The 18050-nt window shown below is 52.5% G+C and carries 21 protein-coding genes and 3 pseudogenes; 10 read left to right on the forward strand and 14 right to left on the reverse strand.

The genetic code is table 11. The features are described 5' to 3' along the window. From H6B51_RS05785 to H6B51_RS05835, 10 genes and pseudogenes are all read right to left on the reverse strand, one after another. A partial coding sequence (locus H6B51_RS05785; RefSeq protein ID WP_204882784.1) for an ATP-binding cassette domain-containing protein occupies positions 1-544 on the reverse strand: 544 nt, incomplete at its 3' end. A gap of 2 nt (positions 545-546) precedes the next feature. Next, positions 547-1524, reverse strand: coding sequence for an iron chelate uptake ABC transporter family permease subunit (locus tag H6B51_RS05790; protein WP_204882785.1), 978 nt, complete (start codon positions 1522-1524; stop codon positions 547-549). After that, positions 1521-2579, reverse strand: a complete 1059-nt coding sequence (locus H6B51_RS05795; RefSeq protein WP_204882825.1) for an ABC transporter permease — start codon at positions 2577-2579, stop codon at positions 1521-1523. Before H6B51_RS05795 ends, H6B51_RS05790 begins: the two co-directional genes overlap by 4 nt. A 162-nt stretch (positions 2580-2741) precedes the next feature. Next, entirely contained in the window at positions 2742-4856 is a 2115-nt protein-coding gene (locus H6B51_RS05800; protein WP_204882786.1) for a heavy metal translocating P-type ATPase, read from the reverse strand. 52 nt (positions 4857-4908) lie between these two features. Beyond that, the gene (locus H6B51_RS05805; RefSeq protein WP_204882787.1) at positions 4909-5181 is read right to left on the reverse strand and encodes a DUF6110 family protein; all 273 of its coding nucleotides are present in this window, start codon (positions 5179-5181) and stop codon (positions 4909-4911) included. 186 nt (positions 5182-5367) lie between these two features. Beyond that, a complete protein-coding gene (locus H6B51_RS05810) occupies positions 5368-6279 on the reverse strand; it encodes a helix-turn-helix transcriptional regulator (protein WP_204882788.1) in 912 nt (303 codons plus the stop codon). Positions 6280-6342: 63 nt separating this feature from the next. After that, a pseudogene (locus H6B51_RS18450) lies at positions 6343-6645 on the reverse strand (metal-dependent transcriptional regulator); the annotation flags it as partial. A 277-nt stretch (positions 6646-6922) separates the two neighbouring features. Further along, the gene (locus H6B51_RS05825) at positions 6923-7093 is read right to left on the reverse strand and encodes a FeoB-associated Cys-rich membrane protein (RefSeq protein ID WP_204882790.1); all 171 of its coding nucleotides are present in this window, start codon (positions 7091-7093) and stop codon (positions 6923-6925) included. Next, complete coding sequence (feoB, locus tag H6B51_RS05830) at positions 7093-9129, reverse strand: ferrous iron transporter B (RefSeq protein ID WP_204882791.1); 2037 nt, start codon at positions 9127-9129, stop codon at positions 7093-7095. Before feoB ends, H6B51_RS05825 begins: the two co-directional genes overlap by 1 nt. 127 nt (positions 9130-9256) lie before the next feature. After that, entirely contained in the window at positions 9257-9469 is a 213-nt protein-coding gene (locus H6B51_RS05835) for a FeoA family protein (RefSeq protein WP_204882826.1), read from the reverse strand. A 276-nt stretch (positions 9470-9745) separates the two neighbouring features. Between H6B51_RS05835 and H6B51_RS05840 the strand changes: the two genes are divergently transcribed. Next, on the forward strand, positions 9746-10033 hold the full coding sequence (locus H6B51_RS05840) for a hypothetical protein (RefSeq protein WP_204882792.1): 288 nt from the start codon (positions 9746-9748) through the stop codon (positions 10031-10033). A gap of 117 nt (positions 10034-10150) precedes the next feature. Here the strand turns inward: H6B51_RS05840 and H6B51_RS17640 are convergent. Beyond that, a pseudogene (locus tag H6B51_RS17640) lies at positions 10151-10318 on the reverse strand (NADPH-dependent FMN reductase family protein); the annotation flags it as partial. Positions 10319-10480: 162 nt separating this feature from the next. Between H6B51_RS17640 and H6B51_RS05845 the strand changes: the two are divergent. After that, on the forward strand, positions 10481-10876 hold the full coding sequence (locus H6B51_RS05845) for a metal-dependent transcriptional regulator (RefSeq protein WP_204882793.1): 396 nt from the start codon (positions 10481-10483) through the stop codon (positions 10874-10876). Between the two features lie 687 nt (positions 10877-11563). Here the strand turns inward: H6B51_RS05845 and H6B51_RS05850 are convergent. Further along, positions 11564-11839: a metal-sensing transcriptional repressor gene (locus H6B51_RS05850; protein ID WP_204882794.1), complete on the reverse strand. Its 276-nt coding sequence runs from the start codon at positions 11837-11839 to the stop codon at positions 11564-11566. A 321-nt stretch (positions 11840-12160) separates the two neighbouring features. Here H6B51_RS05850 and H6B51_RS05855 point away from each other — a divergent pair, with 321 nt between their 5' ends. Continuing rightward, on the forward strand, positions 12161-12343 hold the full coding sequence (locus tag H6B51_RS05855; RefSeq protein WP_204882795.1) for a hypothetical protein: 183 nt from the start codon (positions 12161-12163) through the stop codon (positions 12341-12343). A 96-nt stretch (positions 12344-12439) separates the two neighbouring features. Here the strand turns inward: H6B51_RS05855 and H6B51_RS05860 are convergent, their stop codons facing one another. Then, entirely contained in the window at positions 12440-12763 is a 324-nt protein-coding gene (locus tag H6B51_RS05860; RefSeq protein WP_335342114.1) for a helix-turn-helix domain-containing protein, read from the reverse strand. A 197-nt stretch (positions 12764-12960) separates the two neighbouring features. Between H6B51_RS05860 and H6B51_RS05865 the strand changes: the two genes are divergently transcribed. From H6B51_RS05865 to H6B51_RS05890, 7 genes and pseudogenes are all read left to right on the forward strand, one after another. Beyond that, complete coding sequence (locus tag H6B51_RS05865; RefSeq protein ID WP_204882797.1) at positions 12961-13215, forward strand: hypothetical protein; 255 nt, start codon at positions 12961-12963, stop codon at positions 13213-13215. A 13-nt stretch (positions 13216-13228) separates the two neighbouring features. Further along, positions 13229-14011, forward strand: coding sequence for a ZIP family metal transporter (locus H6B51_RS05870; RefSeq protein ID WP_204882798.1), 783 nt, complete (start codon positions 13229-13231; stop codon positions 14009-14011). Between the two features lie 28 nt (positions 14012-14039). Further along, positions 14040-14846 (forward strand): class I SAM-dependent methyltransferase, encoded by an 807-nt coding sequence (locus H6B51_RS05875; protein ID WP_204882799.1) that lies wholly within the window; start codon positions 14040-14042, stop codon positions 14844-14846. 128 nt (positions 14847-14974) lie between these two features. Continuing rightward, positions 14975-15130: pseudogene (locus tag H6B51_RS05880) on the forward strand (redoxin domain-containing protein); the annotation flags it as partial. Positions 15131-15163: 33 nt separating this feature from the next. Continuing rightward, positions 15164-15349: an FAD-dependent oxidoreductase gene (locus tag H6B51_RS18290; protein WP_335342118.1), complete on the forward strand. Its 186-nt coding sequence runs from the start codon at positions 15164-15166 to the stop codon at positions 15347-15349. After that, on the forward strand, positions 15322-15549 hold the full coding sequence (locus tag H6B51_RS18295; protein WP_335342115.1) for a hypothetical protein: 228 nt from the start codon (positions 15322-15324) through the stop codon (positions 15547-15549). The genes H6B51_RS18290 and H6B51_RS18295 overlap by 28 nt, the downstream gene beginning before the upstream one ends. Before the next feature lie 314 nt (positions 15550-15863). Next, positions 15864-16190, forward strand: coding sequence for a TIGR04076 family protein (locus tag H6B51_RS05890; RefSeq protein ID WP_204882800.1), 327 nt, complete (start codon positions 15864-15866; stop codon positions 16188-16190). A 65-nt stretch (positions 16191-16255) separates the two neighbouring features. Here H6B51_RS05890 and H6B51_RS05895 read toward each other — a convergent pair whose 3' ends face one another. Continuing rightward, complete coding sequence (locus H6B51_RS05895; protein WP_204882801.1) at positions 16256-17857, reverse strand: S-layer homology domain-containing protein; 1602 nt, start codon at positions 17855-17857, stop codon at positions 16256-16258. Between the last annotated feature and the right edge of the window lie 193 nt (positions 17858-18050).

An 18050-nucleotide genomic window follows, 5' to 3' on the forward strand; every position in this document is an offset into this window, starting at 1 on the left:
CGCAGAGGCGGCGGACGATTTTCATCATGTTGGTGGCGTGATAGATATCCAGGTTGTTGGTGGGCTCATCCAGCAGCACATACTCGGTGTCCTGGGCGATGACCATGGCGATCATGGCACGCTGCCGCTGGCCGCCGGAGAGCTCGTCGATAAAGCGATCCTGAAATTCTTCCAGCTCCATGTAGGCAATGGCACGGTCGATGATCCTTTGATCCTCTGGGGTGACCCGGTTGCCTGAATAGGGAAAGCGGCCGAAGGTCACCAGCTCCCGCACGGTCAGCTTCATCTGGATGTTGTTGCTTTGGGTCAGGATTGCCAGGCGCTTGGAGAGCTCCTTGCTTTTCCATTTGCCGATGTCCTTGCCCTCAAAGTCTACCAGTCCGCTGTCGTGGGCGATCAGCCGGGAGATCATACCCATGACGGTGGATTTGCCCGCGCCATTGGGGCCAATGAGAGAGATTACCTTCCCCTTGGGGATAGCGAAGGTCACGCCGTCCACCACGGTTTTCCCGTCATACTGTTTGGTCAATTCCTGTATGCGCATGGTCATACCTTCTTTCTTGTCAGGAGGAGATAGGGGAAGTAAAGGCCGCCGCCAACAGTGATAAACACGCTCACCGGTACGGAGTAGGAATATACATGCTCAACAATGAGCTGTCCGCCTACCAGCACGATCATGCCGAACAAGGCCGAGCCCAGCACCAGTTGGGTGTGCCGGAAGGTCTTGAGCAGCTGTCGGGAGAGGTTGGCAATGATCAGCCCCAAAAAGGAGATGGGTCCGACCATAGCGGTAGCTACGGCGATGCAGAGGGTCACGCCCAGCAGCAGGCGGCGGATGCAGCGGTCGTAGTCCACTCCCAGATTGATGGCCTGTTCCTTGCCCAACGTCAATACATCCAGCAAAGCCAGCTCTTTTCGCAGCGCGAAGATGACCGCCGCCAGAAGGATCAGGGAAAATACAATGATCTCGGAATTGATGTTGCTGAAGCTGGCAACCAGGGTGTTGAGCAGGCTGTCATACTCGTTGGGATCCATCAACCGGGTAAGTGTGGTCTGGATGCTGCCGAAGAAGGAGGTCAGGACCGTGCCAACCAGCAGTACATAGAGCACATTGTGCCTCGTCTTTTTGAAGATCCAACTGTAAATAACAGTAGCTGCGATACCCATCAGTATCACATCCACGCCGAAGGACAGATTTGCGTTGGAGGCAATGATACTGGATGAGCCCAGGAAAAACACGACTGTCGTGTGAATGAGGGTATACAGGGAATTCATCCCCAGCAGACACGGTGTGACAATGGTGTTGTTGATAATGGACTGAAACACCAGCGATGCTCCACCAATGGTAAAAGCTGTGATGAGCATAACAATAAGCTTCGGAGCACGGAGCTTCATGGCATAGGCAAACAGCTTGGGATTGGAGAAGCTGACCTCTACCAGCATATATCCCAACCCACAGAGAAGGACGAGCGCCGTCAGGATCAGCAGCTTGTGCCGGTTGGAGCGTATGGCTGCAGTATTCACTGGTTCGCACCTCCCTTCAGGTTGGGCATTGTAGAACAGCCGCCCGTTCCGGCGCTACCCAGGCAGATGGCCTTCCGGCCGTGCTTGAGCCGATAAAACAGCAGGGCAATGAAGAGCAAGCTCCCCAGAATACCCACGATCAGCTCAATGGGCAGCTCATAAGGGAAGATCACCGCCCGGCCGATCATATCGCACACCAGCACGAAGATGGCGCCGAACAGAGCGGTGTCCACCAATGTTCCCCGGATCTTGTCACCTTTGTACATAGCCACCACATTGGGTACGATCAGACCGATATAGGAAATTGCGCCAACCACGACTACGATACTGGCAGTGATCATGGCGGCGATGGTGAGCCCGGAAAAGAGGACCAGGTTATACGGGACACCCAGGTTCTTGGAAAAATCCTTGCCCAGTCCCACAATGTTGAAATGGTTGGCGAAGAGGAAGGCCAGCACCACCAGCGGGACCGTCAGCCAGACGATCTCATACCGGCCTTTCAGTACCAGCGAGAAATGGCCCACCAGCCAGGAGGAAAGGGCCTGGGTCATTTCATACTTGTACGCCAGATAGTTGGTGACGCCGCCGATGACATTGCCGAACATAATGCCCACCAGAGGCACCATAACCACATCCTTGAACTGAATTCGCTGAATGAACCAAACAAAAATCCAGGTACCCAGAACAGCTGTGGTAAAAGCGAAAATAGCACGGCTCCATAAAGTGGAGGAAGGCATGAACAGCAACGCCAGCAGGATACCGAACTGCGCTGAGGAGATAGTAGCGCCTGTTGTGGGTGACACAAATTTGTTGCTGCACAGCTGCTGCATAATGAGTCCTGCCACGCTCATACCGATACCGGTACATAAGATTGCCAGAAGGCGGGGCAGGCGTGAGACCATGAAAATTTCCAACTGCTCCAAATTTCCCGACAACAGTTCATCTGGCGCAAGGTCTATCACGCCTACAAAGAGTGAGCAGCAGGACAAAACAGCAAGTATTACAGATAACATCATGGTTGAACGAAACAGCTTGATAGTATCCTCTCCCTTCATGATAGTTAGCAATAACTAACTATATCCTGTAAACAATGCGCAGCGGTGATCGGACTTACTATGCATCACGCACTGCGCATTATATGGATATTACAGCATAGGTAGTTAGCTGTGTGCAACTGTGTAAAAAAGCACAAGCTTTCATCAACACTAGCAAAAATTTTATTGCTTTTGTAAATCCATATATTGAGGAGATTTTGATTCCCGTGTCAGTCGGCTCATACTCCGCAGGCTGACACCCAGAGTAGAGGCATTATGCAGCATGGCCGAGATGGCGGGAGGAAGGATTCCAGCCATGCCCAGAGCAATCAGGGTTCCGTTAAAGCCAATGACGAAGCGGTAATTGGATTGGATGCGCTCCATGAGGGCCATAGCGATCCGACGCAGCTCCACCAGCTCCCAAAGGCTGTCGGCAGCGATGGTGATGTCCGCAATCTCCCGTGCGATGGCGGCGCCATCGCTGATGGCAATGCCGGCATCTGCCTCGGACAAGGCTGGGGAGTCGTTGATGCCGTCACCTACCATCAGGACAGTGTGCCCCTCCTGCCGGAGTCGGGCCACGTAGTCTGCCTTGTCCGCAGGAAGTACCTCGGATCGGAAGTCGTCCACACCAACCTGAGCGGCAATGGCCGCAGCGGTCCGATGGCTGTCCCCGGTGAGCATAACCGTATTGGAAATTCCCAGCTCACGGAGTGTGGCAAGCACTTCTTCGGATTCCTCCCGCAGCGGGTCAGAAATGCAAATCACCGCAGCCAGCTGTTCGCCTACAGCCAGATACAGATGGGAATACTCCGGTGACAGCGCTTCAAAGCGTTTCTGTTCTCCCTCCGGAATCCGGCAATGCTCGTCCTCAAACACGAAATGGGCGCTGCCAATCAGAACCCGTTCCCCGTTGACCGTGCTGGCAATGCCATGGGCCACCAGATATTCTACTTTGGAGTGATATTCCTCATGGGTCAGGCCGCGGCGCTTGGCTTCCTCCACCACGGCATTGGCCATGGAGTGGGGGAAGTGCTCTTCCAGACAGGCAGCCAATCGCAGCATCTCCTGTTCCTCCTTGCCACCGAAGGGGATTACCTGTGCCACTTGGGGGCAAGCATGGGTCAGGGTACCGGTCTTGTCAAATACAATGGTATCAGCGGTAGCCACGGCCTCCAGAAATTTACCGCCCTTGACGGTGATATGGGAGCGACCTGCCTCCCGCATGGCGGATAGGACGGCCAAAGGCATGGCCAGCTTCAGTGCACAGGAGAAGTCCACCATCAGCACCGAAAGAGCTCTGGCCACACTACGGGTAAGAACAAAACTAAGCAGGCTTCCTGCAAAGGTATAGGGAACCAGCTTGTCGGCCAGATTAGCGGCCTTGCTTTCGGCCGCAGACTTCATCTGCTCCGACTGCTCGATCATGTGAACGATCTGGTCATAGCGACTCTGTCCGGAGGCCTGTTTGACCTCCAGCACACATTCGCCTTCCTCTACCACAGCTCCGGCATAAACCGATCCACCAGGGCGTTTCGGCACAGGGATAGACTCTCCGGTGAGGGACGCCTGATTGACAGTGACCTCGCCCTCCAGTACCAGACCATCCATGGGAATGATACCGCCTGCACGCACCACCACGGCATCCCCCGGCTGAATCTGGGATACAGGGGTCAGCACTTCGCCCTGGGAAGTGCGCAGCCAGACCCGATCCACATTCAGCGACATACACTGAGCCAGATCTGCCACAGACTTTTTCCGGGTCCATTCCTCCAACAGCTCGCCCACTTCCAGCAGGAACATCACCATTCCGGCGGTTCCAAAATCCTGCCGGAAAGCGGAGATAGAGATGGACAGGGCATCCAGCAGTTCCACCTTGATGCGGCGGCGCAGCAGGCAGTGCACCCCCCGCCGCACGAAAGGAATCATGTGCCAAAGGATACGGGCGATCCGAAGGGGCGATGGGAGAAACAGCGTGCAGGCGGCTTTGCAGAGAACCTTGCCTATCAGCTTCTCCTCAAATTCTCGGTTGAGCGCTCGGCTGCTGTGTACGGGCAGCGCAGTGACCTGCTCCGCCTCCTGCCAGGAAAAGTGCCGGATCTCATCCAACACGGTTTGACGCATACCATCATAATGGAGAATGACACAGCAGGTGCGCTCGTGAACAGTGACCTGCCGGACCCATGGCTTTCTCTGGAGCCACGCCGCCAAAAGATCAGCCTGAGCAAGGCTCATCTGCTTTTGACGAATCCTGAGCCGGATGCGGCCGCGACTTTCATGTAAAATCGTTGCGTTCATAAGCTCCTCCTTCAAGAAAAGAGGGAGCCGCAAGCGGCTCCCTCTGCGGATGTCAGGCTTCTTCGCTTTCCAGATTGGAAACGGCGGCTTCCTCTGCTTCCTTGGCGGCGCGAGCCTCATTCAAATCCTTGGCGGCGGCCAGGATATCTGCGGCATTCTCCTGAACCGTAGTTGCAGTTTCCATGACCGAGTCCTTCATACGCAGGCCAGCGGCCGCAACATGGGCGTATGCCTTCTTGGCATCCTTGCTGGACAGCAGCTTGATGCCAAAGGAACCAAACAACGCACCGCCGGCAAAGCAGGCCAGTTTTGTGTAGACACTCATTGTGATACTTCCTTTCCCTTATTTTCTTTTGTAGCCTGTGACCATGACCATGATCATGCAGATGACCGCACCCCAGGCCCAGAAACGATGCTGTTTCATTGCAATCACTCCTTTTGATTCGGGATACAGTTAAGCATTTTGTAATTATAGCGGTCCAGTTTTTTATTGTCATTATTTAAATGGACACTATATTCCGGTTTTCGACATTTTTTTAAACTGTCCAGGGGTTGTTCCGTAATATTTCTTAAACACTACACTGAACTGGCTCATCCCCTCATAGCCAACATCCTGAGCGATCTTATACAGGGGCCGGTTTGTGCAGAGAATTAGCTCGCCGGCTTTTCGCATACGCAAATCGATCAGACAGCGATGAACGGATATTCCATATATGCGGCGGAACTCAGTTTTCAGATAGGTGGGTGAGACAGAAAGCATGCGGCTTAAGTCTGCAATCGTAATCTTTTCGGACAAATGTGTTTCCAGGTATAATCGTATACGCAAGATGGTTTGAGGGTTTTGCTGATTCTCAGGTCCTGTTGTCAAACGTTCCATACGAAAACTCTTTGCAGAAAGAATGTATAGCAATTCCAAGGCTTTGAAGACGCAGTATCTGCAAAACATGTCATCCGGTAAGTATCCCCACAAATCAAATACTGCCTGACTCCAACAACGATTGCAGAGAGCGACAGAACCATGCTGTACAGCTAAATTTGATTTTAGGCGGTAAAGGTCAATGCTTAGCCCTGAGCTAGGAAGGAGAGATGGCGGATCTTGCTGGAATGACGGAAGATCAATTGCCACCAAAATTCCATGCAGATCCTGGCTGATTTTTAAGGACAGCAGATCAGATGCATCAGAAAGGACGAGGATGTGATGCTTTTCAATTTTCTGTGATTCCATGCCTGCCGGCATGGCAGTAATTTGGCCGCACAGACAAAAGAAAACCTCAAATGTATCGGAAGATTCATATTTTTGAAGTGTCAATAATCTCTTTTCTGATAATTCTGTTAATTTAAACTGACAAACACGCACACCTGGCATGATATTGATCCATTTCGTGTATGCGGGGGCGTTACTCCGCAGATACTCAATCAACATATCTAACACCTGTTTCTAAATACGGACATATACCGATGCTCATCATTCATTGTGTTAGTGACTCTAGCGCAAAAAGATTTCCCTGCCGAGTACATGCTCCATCCCACACGCATCTCTGGAGACGATCGCTTCATCAACTCCAAGCCTGACCAAACGATCGCACAAGACCCGACGCCGTTCTTTTCCTGCTTTCGCAATAGCCAGTCTGCTTTCCGTCAAGTGAATGCCGTTTGTATCGTCTGTATAGACAAGATCTGCTTCCGACAGTGCTTTAATGGAAAGGGAAACTGTGGGGCGGGAAACAGAAAAGCATTCGGCTAGCTGGTAACAACGGACTTCTCCTTTGTGTGACAGCGTATAAATTGACTTTTCATAGTCTTTCTGTGGCCTGTTTTGATTTTATAGAGCGATTACCATCCTTCTCCTTAGGTTTGATGAGGGGAACAAAAATGGAGCACAGAAGGTTAGTGGTTTCTAACTGCTTGATGCAGAAGCCGTATGCAAGATGGTTATCAATGGGGTTGCCCGACTTTTCCTGCTCCTGTGGATTCCTTATATTTATTTGCAAAGAATGACGCCTGCTCCATATTGAAAAAGGATCGCGGCTTTTCCAAGGGAAAAGCCGCGATCCAAGGCATAGATTCTATGAACGGTGCTCGCCGCAGCTGCAATGTGCATTGCCTTTTTTAGAGCTGCAAGAGCAGCCGTCTGGGCATCCGATGCATTTTTTCCCACTTTTCTTTGCCTTATAGACATAAAAAGCGGCAGCTCCAACGATGGCCACGAGAATCGCAATGATGAGATAGTCGATCATCAGGCTTTCACTCCACCAAGTGCGTATTCGCGCTTCAGATCTTTATCAGCTTTCAGGCAAAGATAAGTGAGAATCGCAACAAAAACGATCACGGCGATCAAACCGGGTACAAAGGCTGCGCCAACCGCGCCAGTGGTGATCAGAGTACCAATTTGATAGACCAGGAAGCCCACGGTGTAGCCGGTGCCCAGCTGCAGGCCGATGCCGGCCCAGAGCCATTTGGCGCTCTTCATTTCGGAGTTCATGGCGCCGATGGCGGCAAAGCAGGGGGGCGTGTACAGATTGAACATGAGGTAGGCCAGGGCGGCGACTTTGGTAATGGCGATGATGCCCGCCACCTCGGCGCCGGAGCCCTCGATCATGGCCAGCTCGTCAGTGTCGATGAAGTTCTCCAGGCCCACGAAGCACACGGCCAGGGTGCCCACCACGTTCTCCTTGGCGATGAAGCCGGTGACGGCGGCGGCGGCCAGCTGCCAGCTGAGGACACCCACGATGGGCACCAGCAGGTAGGCGAAGGGACCGGCGATGGAGGCCAGGATGGAGCTGTCAGAGGTCTCGGCCACCTGGAAGTTCCAGCTGAAGGTCTGCATGATCTGCACGGCGGTGTTGCACAGCAGGATGATGGTGGCAGCCTTCACGATGTAGGCCCAGCCCCGGGCGCACATGGCCTTGAAGGCGAACCAGAGGGAGGGCACCTTGTACTCAGGCAGCTCGATAATGAAGAAGGACTTCCGGTTCTTGTAACCGGCGATCTTGTTGACCAGCAGGGCGCCCAGGAAGATGAGGACGATGCCGGTGAAGTACATGGTAAAGCTCACCCAGCCCGCGTCGTCAAAGAAGGCGCCGGCAAAGAGGGCGATCACAGGGATCTTGGCGCCGCAGGGCATGAAGGGGGTCAGCATCGCGGTGGCCCGGCGCTCACGCTCGTTGCGGATGGTGCGGCTGGCCATGACGCCGGGGATGGCGCAGCCCGTGCCGATGACGAAGGGGATCACCGACTTGCCGGAGAGGCCCACCTTCTTGAAGATGGGATCCAGCACCACGGAGACACGGGACATATAGCCGCAGTCCTCCAGCAGGGCAATCAGGAAGTACATGATCATCACCAGGGGCAGGAAGCCCACCACAGCGCCCACGCCGCCGATGATACCCTCAGCCAGCAGAGCGGTCAGCAGGGGGTTGGCATCGGCCAGCAGTTCGCTCACAGAGCCCTTCAGACCGTCGATCAGGGTCACCAGGCCCGGAATGGTGGTGCCATTGGCAAATTCATAACCCTCAGCAATGAACGGCCCAACCCAGACCTGAGAGATCTGGAACACCAGGAACATGACCACGGCAAAGATGGGAATGCCGACAAACTTATTGGTGAGGACAGCGTCGATAGCATCTCCAGTTCCCTTTTCGCGGGTAAGTACCTTCCGCTTTTCCACTTGCGAGACCAACTGGTTGACAAAGGCGAAACGCTTGCGGTCTGCTTCTTCCACGACCTTCTTATCGGTCAAGTCGATATTACCCTGATGATATGGAGCCTTCTGACCTTTGCCGTTGAGCGCTGCCGCAGCCTCTACCACTGCCTTCAGTCCCTCAGCGGCTGTAGATACGGTCTCCAGCACGGGACAGCCCAGCTTAGCAGAGAGAGCAGCAGTGTCAATGGTGGTTTGCTTTTTCGCGTTGATATCGCTCTTATTCAGGGCAACCACCACAGGGACGCCAAGCTCCAGCAGCTGCGTGGTGAAGAACAAGCTGCGGCTCAGGTTGGTGGCATCCACGATGTTGATAATGGCATCGGGGTGCTCATTGCGCACATAGGAACTGGTGATACTCTCCTCCGAAGTGAAGGGAGACATGGAATAGGCGCCGGGCAAATCGACGGCAATCAATTCTTCTGTTCCGCTGTAATAGGCTTTTTTAATGGGGTGTTCTTTCTTTTCCACCGTCACTCCGGCCCAGTTGCCCACTTTCTCGTTCCGCCCGGTAAGGGCGTTGTACATGGTGGTCTTACCGGAGTTTGGGTTGCCGGTTAAGGCAATACGCATGGTTATCTCCTCCTCTTTCTGATAGTCTATCAAATATAAACCGTATTACAACACACTGCGGTTGCTTAATGCTAACCTATATGTGCAGTAAACAACTATTTTGGCGCCGGCAGGGCTGCGAGGAAAATCAGATCAGGATCGCTTCTGCCAGCTGATAATCAATATTATATCGTCCATCCTTAATGGAGACGACGCAGCCGCCCTTCAGATGAGAAACCACAGTAATAGGTTCCCCAGCATAGCAGCCAAGAGAAAAGAGGAAGGCGTCCAGTTCTTCATCGTCTGTCTCAATTCGCTGAATCAGGTATTCTTTTCCTTCCTGAGCATCTTTCAAAGTCATGATCTTCACCTGTTCTCCTGTCATAAAGCTGTGGTTAGTGCAAGGTAACCGGGGTTCATAAAAAAGAGGTTAGCAGTTCCTAACCACGACACTACAAATAATACCTCACCCTATCGGGTTTGTCAAGGGCAGAATGGATGATTTTGGCGCTGCTTACAATAAGCCCGCTCCAGAGATTCTTTGCGCTGGTTATTTGTCTCTTTCTCTGCAAGCCTCCAGCTGCTGCTGGGCGTTCCACAGATGTGCATATTCGCCCCGTCGGGATAGCAGTTCCTCATGGGTACCCTGTTCGGAAATGACTCCTTGCCACAAGCACACAAATCTAATCGGAGTCAGCCACATTGGCCAGCCGGGGGAGATCAGAAAGACGGTTTTATTTCGGGCGAGCCTTTTGACTTGTCCCATAATGGCATTTTTGCTTTTTATGTCAATGTTGGAGGTGGCCTCATCGAAGATATGGATGGGGCTGCCGTGGAGCAGTACACGGGCAACCGCCAGACGCTGGCGCTGTCCACTGAAAAAATTGACGAGGTTTTGTTCCAGTTCTGTGTCCAATCATGGTAAGCGATCCCCGGAACCTCTGCACGCGCCCCATGAGCAGGGCGGTGAGGAAGGTGGCCAACATGAAATTTCTCCATACCGGCCACCTTAATTTGATGCTGAACGATGTATTTTTTCTGCTCAGACCAGAGAAGCGCCCAAATTTCGGCAAGCCGACAGAGCGTCATCATCCGGAGCTTTATTGCAAATGACACTGTCACAAACGAGATTAGCGCCGTCATCATTGCAGCGGGACTCCCAGCTACGCATCCATTCGCCATCGCCCCATCCATAGGAGCCGAACAGCGCAAAATGAAAAACCTGATAGTTAGCGATAACTAATCACGTGACGTGATTATATACAATGTACTCCGGTATGTCAGGGGTTACCATGCTCTGAATAATAAAATTGGAATTTGTTGATACCTGTGTTATAATAAATAAGATTTTCGTTCTATTATGGAGGTGCGTATGGCAATTCACGAATCAGGCCAGATGTACTTGGAAACCATTTATATTCTCTTACAGAAGAATTCGTATGTGCGGGCCATTGATGTCGGTGAACAGATGGGTTTTTCCAAGCCCAGCGTCAGCAGAGCCATGTCCATTTTGAAAAAGGACGGATATGTAAATGTGGATGAGGACGGAGCAATCACCCTCACCGAAAGTGGACTGAACATTGCGCTAACCATGTACACCCGCCATACTGTATTGAGCAAAATGCTGATGGAACTGGGTGTGGATGAGCAAACAGCAACTGAAGATGCCTGCCGGATCGAGCATGTGATCAGTGAAAAATCCTTTGCTGCGGTGCAGGCACATATGGAGCAGGTAACAAAAATGAGGGTGGAAGCTCGTGACCAATGATGCTATGTGAATTCGGTTGTCTTTTGTTAAGTAATAAATGGCTTATCCGCTATTTGACATAGCGCAAAAGAGGAGGAGACCTTGTTAGGCCTCCTCCTCTTTTTTGATTGGTTCTCAGAAAATTAAACCAAACAAACTGCTTTTTTGTGTGGCTCTTTTTGGATCGTTCCGATCTCAGATCCTGTGCTACGGATAGCGTTCCCGAGAATCTTCGTGTCAAGCTCTGTTTCGGAGAGGAGCACCGTTTGGTTTTTGCTTTGGGAAGAATTTACCTTTTTAACTGGGCAGACTTTGCGTACGCCATCATTCACATGGGCTTCACACATTCCACACATTATCCCGTTGACTTTTACTGTGTACTTCCACATGGTATCTCATTTCTCCTTAGCCTTTGTATGATTGAATGGTACAGATAGGACGGCAGCTCGTTTATTTGTAATCTTCCGGGCAGTCAGGCAGCAGAGCGGTGCCAATGGACTGCCGAGAAGCTGGTAGTGCACAACGGAATAACTGCGTTCCGATAGGTATAACATAAGCTCTCCAACATTCCATTGATGATAGACCCGAAACCCTGACAGGCCCATGATCCAGAGCCGAAATCTGGCCCAACGGCCTTTTCCCCAGACAAAGGTGTGGGCTTATTAAGAGAAATAGAAAAGGCAGCCTCCACAGGCTGCCTTTGTGTTCTTACTGCATGTTGGCAAAACGCTCAACTGCCTTTGTAAAACTCTCGATTGTTTTGTCTGGGTCGCCGTGCTCAATGCCATCTCGAACACAGTGCTTGATGTGTCCTTCCAGGACAACTTGACCGACCCGATGCAGAGCGGATTTTGCCGCATTGATTTGGGATAGGATATCTTCGCAGGCTACATCCTCATCGACCATCCTGTCAATTGCTTGAACCTGACCGATAATTTTCTTCAAACGACGGTGCAAATTGTCTGCGTCCATGCATTGCCTCATTCTCACACCTCCGTACCATTAGGGGTATGTGTATATAATACTTTGCCTGTGGCACAATGTCAATAAATCTTCAAAAAGGCGCAGTGTAGAGAGAATTTGCAAGGAAGTGACCATCCCTCTTTGATTGTTTTAAGAAATAGATCCATTCCCTATATTCTCATGTGCATGTGTAAACATTTCTGCCCTTCAGAGGGTACTTCCAATTGACATGGATGTGATAGTGTGATAAAATCTGAGACGATTAGCGATGACTAACTGCATGCGTTATGATAATTCCCTAATGGGAAAAAATGATACAATCTACAATTGAGGAGTGTTTTTATGCAGGAATACATGAATACCAACGCCATGGATACTCAGGTTTCTGTCGAGAAAGTTGATCTGCTTCATTTTGACCCCTCGAACCCGGAAGGCCACTGCTGCTGCGGCGGGCACGACGGGCACCACTGTTGCGGAAAGCATCATCGCAATTATGGCAACAGACCGGATGAGACGTCTGATTGATGCCAAATAGATGCTGTCACATATCAGTGAAAATGGGAGCGTCCTCATCAGAGCTGTCCGATGGGACGCTCCCATTCTATCTTTTAACGGTTTCGATCAGTCATCCTCCAACAGCTTGGAGGGTTGGAGCTTGAGCACTTGGGCGATTTTGAACAGGGTTTCCAGAGAAACACCCCGAATCGTTCCCGGACTTTCTACCTGACCAATGAAATTGACACTTTTTCCGCATCGTTCAGCAAGAAACTCCTGTGTCAACCCCGCCTTTTTGCTGTAATATGCAATTTTCCAACCCAGAGTGATACAGCGTTTTGCAAACCCCGTCCGCATCACCGATGCTTGCCATTTAGATCTGTAACCGAGAGCTGGCGGGTCGAAGCAATCTCGCGGTGTTCTATGTGGATCATTCCGGCGGTGAAGCATATCAAACCCTGCGTTACGCACAGAAAAAGGAGAAAACCATGCTCAATCTTTCAAATCTGGAAAATTCCAAGGAAAAAGTCCGCTCAATCTATTGTGGGACAATGTATTGAACGCGAGAGAAAAATTTATTTGTAAAGGGAAAACAATTCCCAGGAGGGCGGCTTGTTTTTGATGCCGCTGGACAAGTGGCAGTCCGATTGATGCTGAAAACGTGGGTGAAGCAGGCGGGTATTCAGGATGTTGGCGCCTATTTCTCCATAAAGGACGCCAGGCAGGAGCTGAAGCCCTGGTCGCAGCTTTTTTCTGTTTCCAGTCGGGGCTATATGCTGGGCTATCAATCGCTTCATGATCCAGCGGTTCGGCCTATACACCGACTACTGGCGAAGCTGGCCGACGGACCGATGCGCCTCCAGATCGTCCGGATCGACTTTGCAGAATACAGTCACGATTAGATTGGAGAAGAATATGCCCATTGAACTATGGCAAGGATTGCTGATTCCCTTTGTGGGGACAACGCTGGGTGCGGCCTGTGTCTTTTTTATGCGGAACAATTTGAGTGAGCTGGTACAGCGTGCGCTCACCGGCTTTGCGGCAGGGGTCATGGTGGCAGCCTCTATCTGGAGCCTGTTGCTGCCCGCGATGGAGCAGGCAACAGACATGGGCCGATGGTCCTTTGTCCCCGCCGTTGTGGGTTTTTGGCTCGGCATCCTATTCTTGCTGGGGCTGGATCGGCTGATCCCGCATCTGCATCGTGGGAGCTCGGAGGCCGAGGGCATCAAAAGCCGTCTTGGGAAGACAACCATGCTGACTCTGGCTGTGGCGCTACACAACATCCCAGAAGGGATGGCGGTGGGTGCGGTCTACGCCGGGTGGCTTTACGGGGACAGCGGGATCACACTGGCAGGGGCACTGGTTCTTTCGTTGGGGATGGCCATTCAAAACTTCCCCGAAGGCGCAATCATATCCATGCCCTTGAAGGCGGAGGGGTTCTCCCAACCCCGCTCCTTCCTGTATGGGATGCTGTCAGGCGCAGTAGAGCCGTTAGGCGCCATCCTGACCATCCTTCTGGCTGGAATTTTAGTTCCGGTGCTGCCTTACGCCCTGAGCTTTGCCGCGGGAGCGATGATTTATGTGGTGGTGGAGGAATTGATCCCGGAGATGTCAGTGGGAAAGCACTCTAATGTGGGAACCATTCTGTTTACAGTCGGATTTACCCTCATGATGATGCTGGATGTGGCGCTGGGCTGAGGCAGTTTGCTTGGAAGGAGAATATCAAATGTCCCATCTAGGGATTGTAGAGGATACGCTGTTTGTTCCCATGCTGGGCAGGGTCTATACCAGCGAGCGTTGTCCCCAGATCTTGTACGATAAAAAGGCACTGGAGTTAAAAGGGAAGTTGCCGTCCGGTCTGATGAAGCCGGATGACCAGAGTCAGTACACCTTACTGGCCTCTGCCGTTCGCTCGGCCAATATGGACCGGTTCATCCGGGCATTTCTGGAACGCAGGCCGGACGGTGTCATTGTCCAGCTTGGATGCGGTCTGGAAACGGCATATCATCGCTGCGACAACGGCCACACCCACTGGTACGCGGTGGATCTGCCCCATGTGGTGGAATACCGGCGGGAGCTGCTGCCGGAGACGGAGCGGGAAACCTGCCTCGCTGGGGATGCCTTCGCCGAGGACTGGATCAGGCGGATCCGCACCGATGTGCCGGATGCTCCTATCCTGGTTACCGCTGGTGGGCTGCTCCACTATTTTGAGGAGGCTAAGGTTGTGGGGCTGTTCCAAATGCTGCAGCAATTCGGAGAGATCGAATTTGTCTTTGATGCTGTGAGCAAAAGTGGAATGTCCATGATGCGGAAGAGGTACATGCAGCAGGTAGGCCACGCCGATGCCCGGATGTTTTTCTATGTGGATTCAGCGGCGGAACTGGCCGGGAAAATCGGCGGTGGGACCGAGGTTCTTGCCCAGGAACCTTACTATCGCCATATCCCCAGAGACGGTCTGCAATTTTTCACAAAGGTCAGCATGGCAGTTTCGGATCGTTGGTGTATGGTGAAGATGATACAGCTCAAATTGTAAAAAGTGGGGGAATTAACGATGAATGTAGCGGAATTTTGCCAAACATACCCGACAGACACACTGGTGTTGTCCAACGGAAAATCCTTTCCCTACCGCTACTATGTTTGCTCTCAGTGATTCAGAAATAAATTGCCGATTTTACCGTTCAGTGCTACTAGAACAACGCCTTCCACGCTGTTAGCAAGTCGGATGTGCGGGGTAAATGGAGCATGTTTTTCTTCTATCCCGCTGACTTCACCTTCGTTTGCCACACGGAGCTGAAGGAGCTGGCCAACCTCTACGAGAATCTGGTGAGCCAGCTGTAAGCTATGGAACAGATGGAACGTCTCTACGACGTGGTGGTTATCGGCGGAGGCCCGGCGGGACGGACCGCCGCCCTCTACCTGGTTCGTGCCCGTTATCGGGTGGCGGTGGTGAAACAGGAACGCTCGGTGGGCAGATCACCATTACCTCGGAGGTGGTCAACTACCCCGGCGTGGAGCGCACCAGCGGTGCTGCGCTGACCGAGACCATGCGCAGGCAGAAGGCTTCGGTGTGGAATTTTGGTGTACAGCTGGCCACCGGCGCCCATCCCCGCAGGGTGGACTTCCGGGGTGAAGAGCGGTTCCGGAGCCGGGGCGTGGTCTACTGCGCCACTTGCGACGGAGAGTTTTTCACCGGAAGGGATGTCTTTGTGGTGGGCGGCGGGATTCACCAAAATTGAGAGCCGTACGGAGCAACTTTGTTCCGGGACCCAGGATATCCTTGTGATCCGAAAATAAGCTGGCTGACAGGACGATTTATCTTCTTAAATCCACAACAAGAGCGTCATCATGGCAGATGATGACGCTCTTGTTCAGCATAAGCGGAGGACCTGAATGTTGATTTTATCCCACATATGCGGTAAAGTAAGTATCGTCATGGTTGCACATTTAAAGCGGTCCCGGATGCATCTTTTGCTCAGTTTGCTTATATGTGCAATTGGAACGATTGGCTACCACATAAAATGAGGTCATACGGATTCGGAGGGATAATACAATGAAAATGGTTAAAATTACTGTGCTGAAATGTGCCTGGCATGAGGATCTGGTGGAGAAATATGCTTCTCCTGGGCTGCGCCCCTGCGATTACCACCAGCCCGGTCAGGTCTACTACTCCAATGGCTGGCAGAAGCCCGAGGGAATGTGTGATAATGCCTGGAAATCCATGATGGAGTACGCCATGACTTTGGCCCATGGCGGAGGCAATTTCTACAATGGAGAATTAAAAGACCAAAAGGCTTTTATTGCATCCTGTAACGACGGTTTCCGCCCGGTCAGTTTTCTTCTGGAGGCGACAGAAGACGAAGCGCCCATATTTATGTGAGCGTTTGAGGCGGAGCAGGCAGGGCACTAGGCAGCGGTCCATTTTTATGTTCAATCTTACAGGAGCTACCACATTTTCAAATCAGCCATGCAGATATTCAGATCCACATCGCCTTCGATCCCATCTACCCGACCAGTACAGGAGTACTGCCACATCGTGTAGTAATAGGGGAATCCGGTGGGGGTCCACTGGTATGTATAGTGCGCCAGCCAGAAAGGATAGTTCAGCAGCTGGGACAGGTCATAGCCGCTATTGACCATGCTGGGATTGCCGTAGGTCATGGCCCGATAACCAGCGGCCTTGATAACCTCACAGAAAGCTTTGGTACAGGCAATGATCTCATCGTTTGTCATATTATAGGTCCGGCTGCTGCTGTCGCTGATATACTCCCAGTCAAAGACGATGGGATAGGTCACATCATAGCCCTTGATCCACTCCAGGGTCTGGTAAGCCTCTTCGATAGCCTCCTCCTCATTGATGGCTTGGGAGAAGAAATAAACACCTACATCAATTCCCACTCGCAAAGCGTTCTCAATATTGTACTTAAAACGGTTATCCATCACGATGTTACCCGCTTTACCATAGCCACGGAATCCCACCCGGATCAGGGCGAAGTCCACACCGGCGGCCGCCACCTTGTCCCAGTCGATCTCCTTCTGATAGGTGGATACGTCGATGCCCACGTAGCAGGGAACTCCTTCCTCCTCATAGTACAGGAAGCCGTCCTCGTTGATGGTAAAGTATTCATCCTTGTAGGGGTTGGCAGGCACGGGCATGGATGTAGGCTCCGGGGTGATTGTCGGCAGCTCCTCTTCCGGCGTGGATTCCGGCGTGGGCGTCACCTCGGGGGTCGCCTCCGGCGTGGGCGTCACCTCGGGGGTCGCCTCCGGCGTGGGCGTCGCCTCGGGGGTCGCCTCCGGTGTGGGCGTCGCCTCAGGGGTCGCCTCCGGCGTAGGCGTCACCTCAGGGGTCGCCTCCGGCGTAGGCGTCACCTCAGGGGTCGCCTCCGGTGTGGGCGTCACCTCCGGTGTGGGATCCGTCAACACACTCTGGTCATAACGGGTCAGAATCACCGCGGCCTCCGCCCGGGTGGCCTCCTCAGCCGGAGCAAAGTAGTTGCCCGGCTTGCCGCTGATAATCTCTGCCTCACTGGCCCAATCGGCGGCGTCGGAGGCCCATTCGGAAATGCTCTGGGCATCGGTATAATCCGCCTCACTCTGCACGGATGGGCTACCTGCATATCGCCATAGAATGGCGGCTATTTGCTCTCGGGTCACCGGATCGGACACACCGAACTGCCCGTTGCCGTAGCCCTCCATATAACCCTCTACTCCCGCCCACTGGACCGCGGCAGTATACCATGCGTCCGCCTCCACATCATCAAAGGGAATGGCACCGCTGAGTTCCGGACTGCCCGCCATACGGTAGAGTACTGTGGCCAGCATGGCCCGGCTCATGGTATCCTCCGGTGCAAACACACTGGAGGTAACGCCGCTCATTAAAGCGTTCTCGTAAACATAACTTACCGCGCCGGCGTACCACACACCGGGGTTCACATCTACAAAACCGCTCCCTGCGGCAGCAGCCCCCACAGGAAGAGCTGACAGAGGTAAGATGGCCGCCAGCAAGCCGGCCAGCCACTTGGAGGTCAAACGTCTTTTTGTCATTGGAAATCCTTTCTGTATACGCAATTATGGTACTTTACTTACATGATCTTTTATAGCATATCAGAAAGTGCTCTGTTCCACAAGCACCATTTTCCCCTTTTTCCGCTTTTTCCCCATCCAATCCCTTCCTGTTCATCCGGCGGCAGGCAAACAGCCCCGAGCCGTGTGGTCCGGGGCTGTTGCGTTAACATAA

Source organism: Pseudoflavonifractor phocaeensis, from assembly GCF_016901955.1.
In the GTDB taxonomy this organism is placed as follows: Bacteria; Bacillota; Clostridia; order Oscillospirales; family Oscillospiraceae; genus Flavonifractor; species Flavonifractor phocaeensis_A.

Bases quoted from the DNA above. Each gene is read 5' to 3' on its own strand.
- H6B51_RS05850 (WP_204882794.1), bottom strand. From the start codon at position 11,839: ATGAGGCAATGCATGGACGCAGACAATTTGCACCGTCGTTTGAAGAAA.
- H6B51_RS05860 (WP_335342114.1), bottom strand. From the start codon at position 12,763: ATGCTTCACCGCCGGAATGATCCACATAGAACACCGCGAGATTGCTTC.
- H6B51_RS05835 (WP_204882826.1), bottom strand. From the start codon at position 9,469: ATGACTTTGAAAGATGCTCAGGAAGGAAAAGAATACCTGATTCAGCGA.
- H6B51_RS05805 (WP_204882787.1), bottom strand. From the start codon at position 5,181: ATGAGTGTCTACACAAAACTGGCCTGCTTTGCCGGCGGTGCGTTGTTT.
- H6B51_RS05870 (WP_204882798.1), top strand. From the start codon at position 13,229: ATGCCCATTGAACTATGGCAAGGATTGCTGATTCCCTTTGTGGGGACA.
- H6B51_RS05845 (WP_204882793.1), top strand. From the start codon at position 10,481: ATGGCAATTCACGAATCAGGCCAGATGTACTTGGAAACCATTTATATT.
- H6B51_RS05895 (WP_204882801.1), bottom strand. From the start codon at position 17,857: ATGACAAAAAGACGTTTGACCTCCAAGTGGCTGGCCGGCTTGCTGGCG.
- H6B51_RS05890 (WP_204882800.1), top strand. From the start codon at position 15,864: ATGAAAATGGTTAAAATTACTGTGCTGAAATGTGCCTGGCATGAGGAT.
- H6B51_RS05825 (WP_204882790.1), bottom strand. From the start codon at position 7,093: ATGATCGACTATCTCATCATTGCGATTCTCGTGGCCATCGTTGGAGCT.
- H6B51_RS05875 (WP_204882799.1), top strand. From the start codon at position 14,040: ATGTCCCATCTAGGGATTGTAGAGGATACGCTGTTTGTTCCCATGCTG.
- H6B51_RS18290 (WP_335342118.1), top strand. From the start codon at position 15,164: ATGGAACGTCTCTACGACGTGGTGGTTATCGGCGGAGGCCCGGCGGGA.
- H6B51_RS05855 (WP_204882795.1), top strand. From the start codon at position 12,161: ATGCAGGAATACATGAATACCAACGCCATGGATACTCAGGTTTCTGTC.
- H6B51_RS05840 (WP_204882792.1), top strand. From the start codon at position 9,746: ATGGGTACCCTGTTCGGAAATGACTCCTTGCCACAAGCACACAAATCT.
- H6B51_RS05800 (WP_204882786.1), bottom strand. From the start codon at position 4,856: ATGAACGCAACGATTTTACATGAAAGTCGCGGCCGCATCCGGCTCAGG.
- H6B51_RS05795 (WP_204882825.1), bottom strand. From the start codon at position 2,579: ATGAAGGGAGAGGATACTATCAAGCTGTTTCGTTCAACCATGATGTTA.
- H6B51_RS05810 (WP_204882788.1), bottom strand. From the start codon at position 6,279: ATGTTGATTGAGTATCTGCGGAGTAACGCCCCCGCATACACGAAATGG.
- feoB (WP_204882791.1), bottom strand. From the start codon at position 9,129: ATGCGTATTGCCTTAACCGGCAACCCAAACTCCGGTAAGACCACCATG.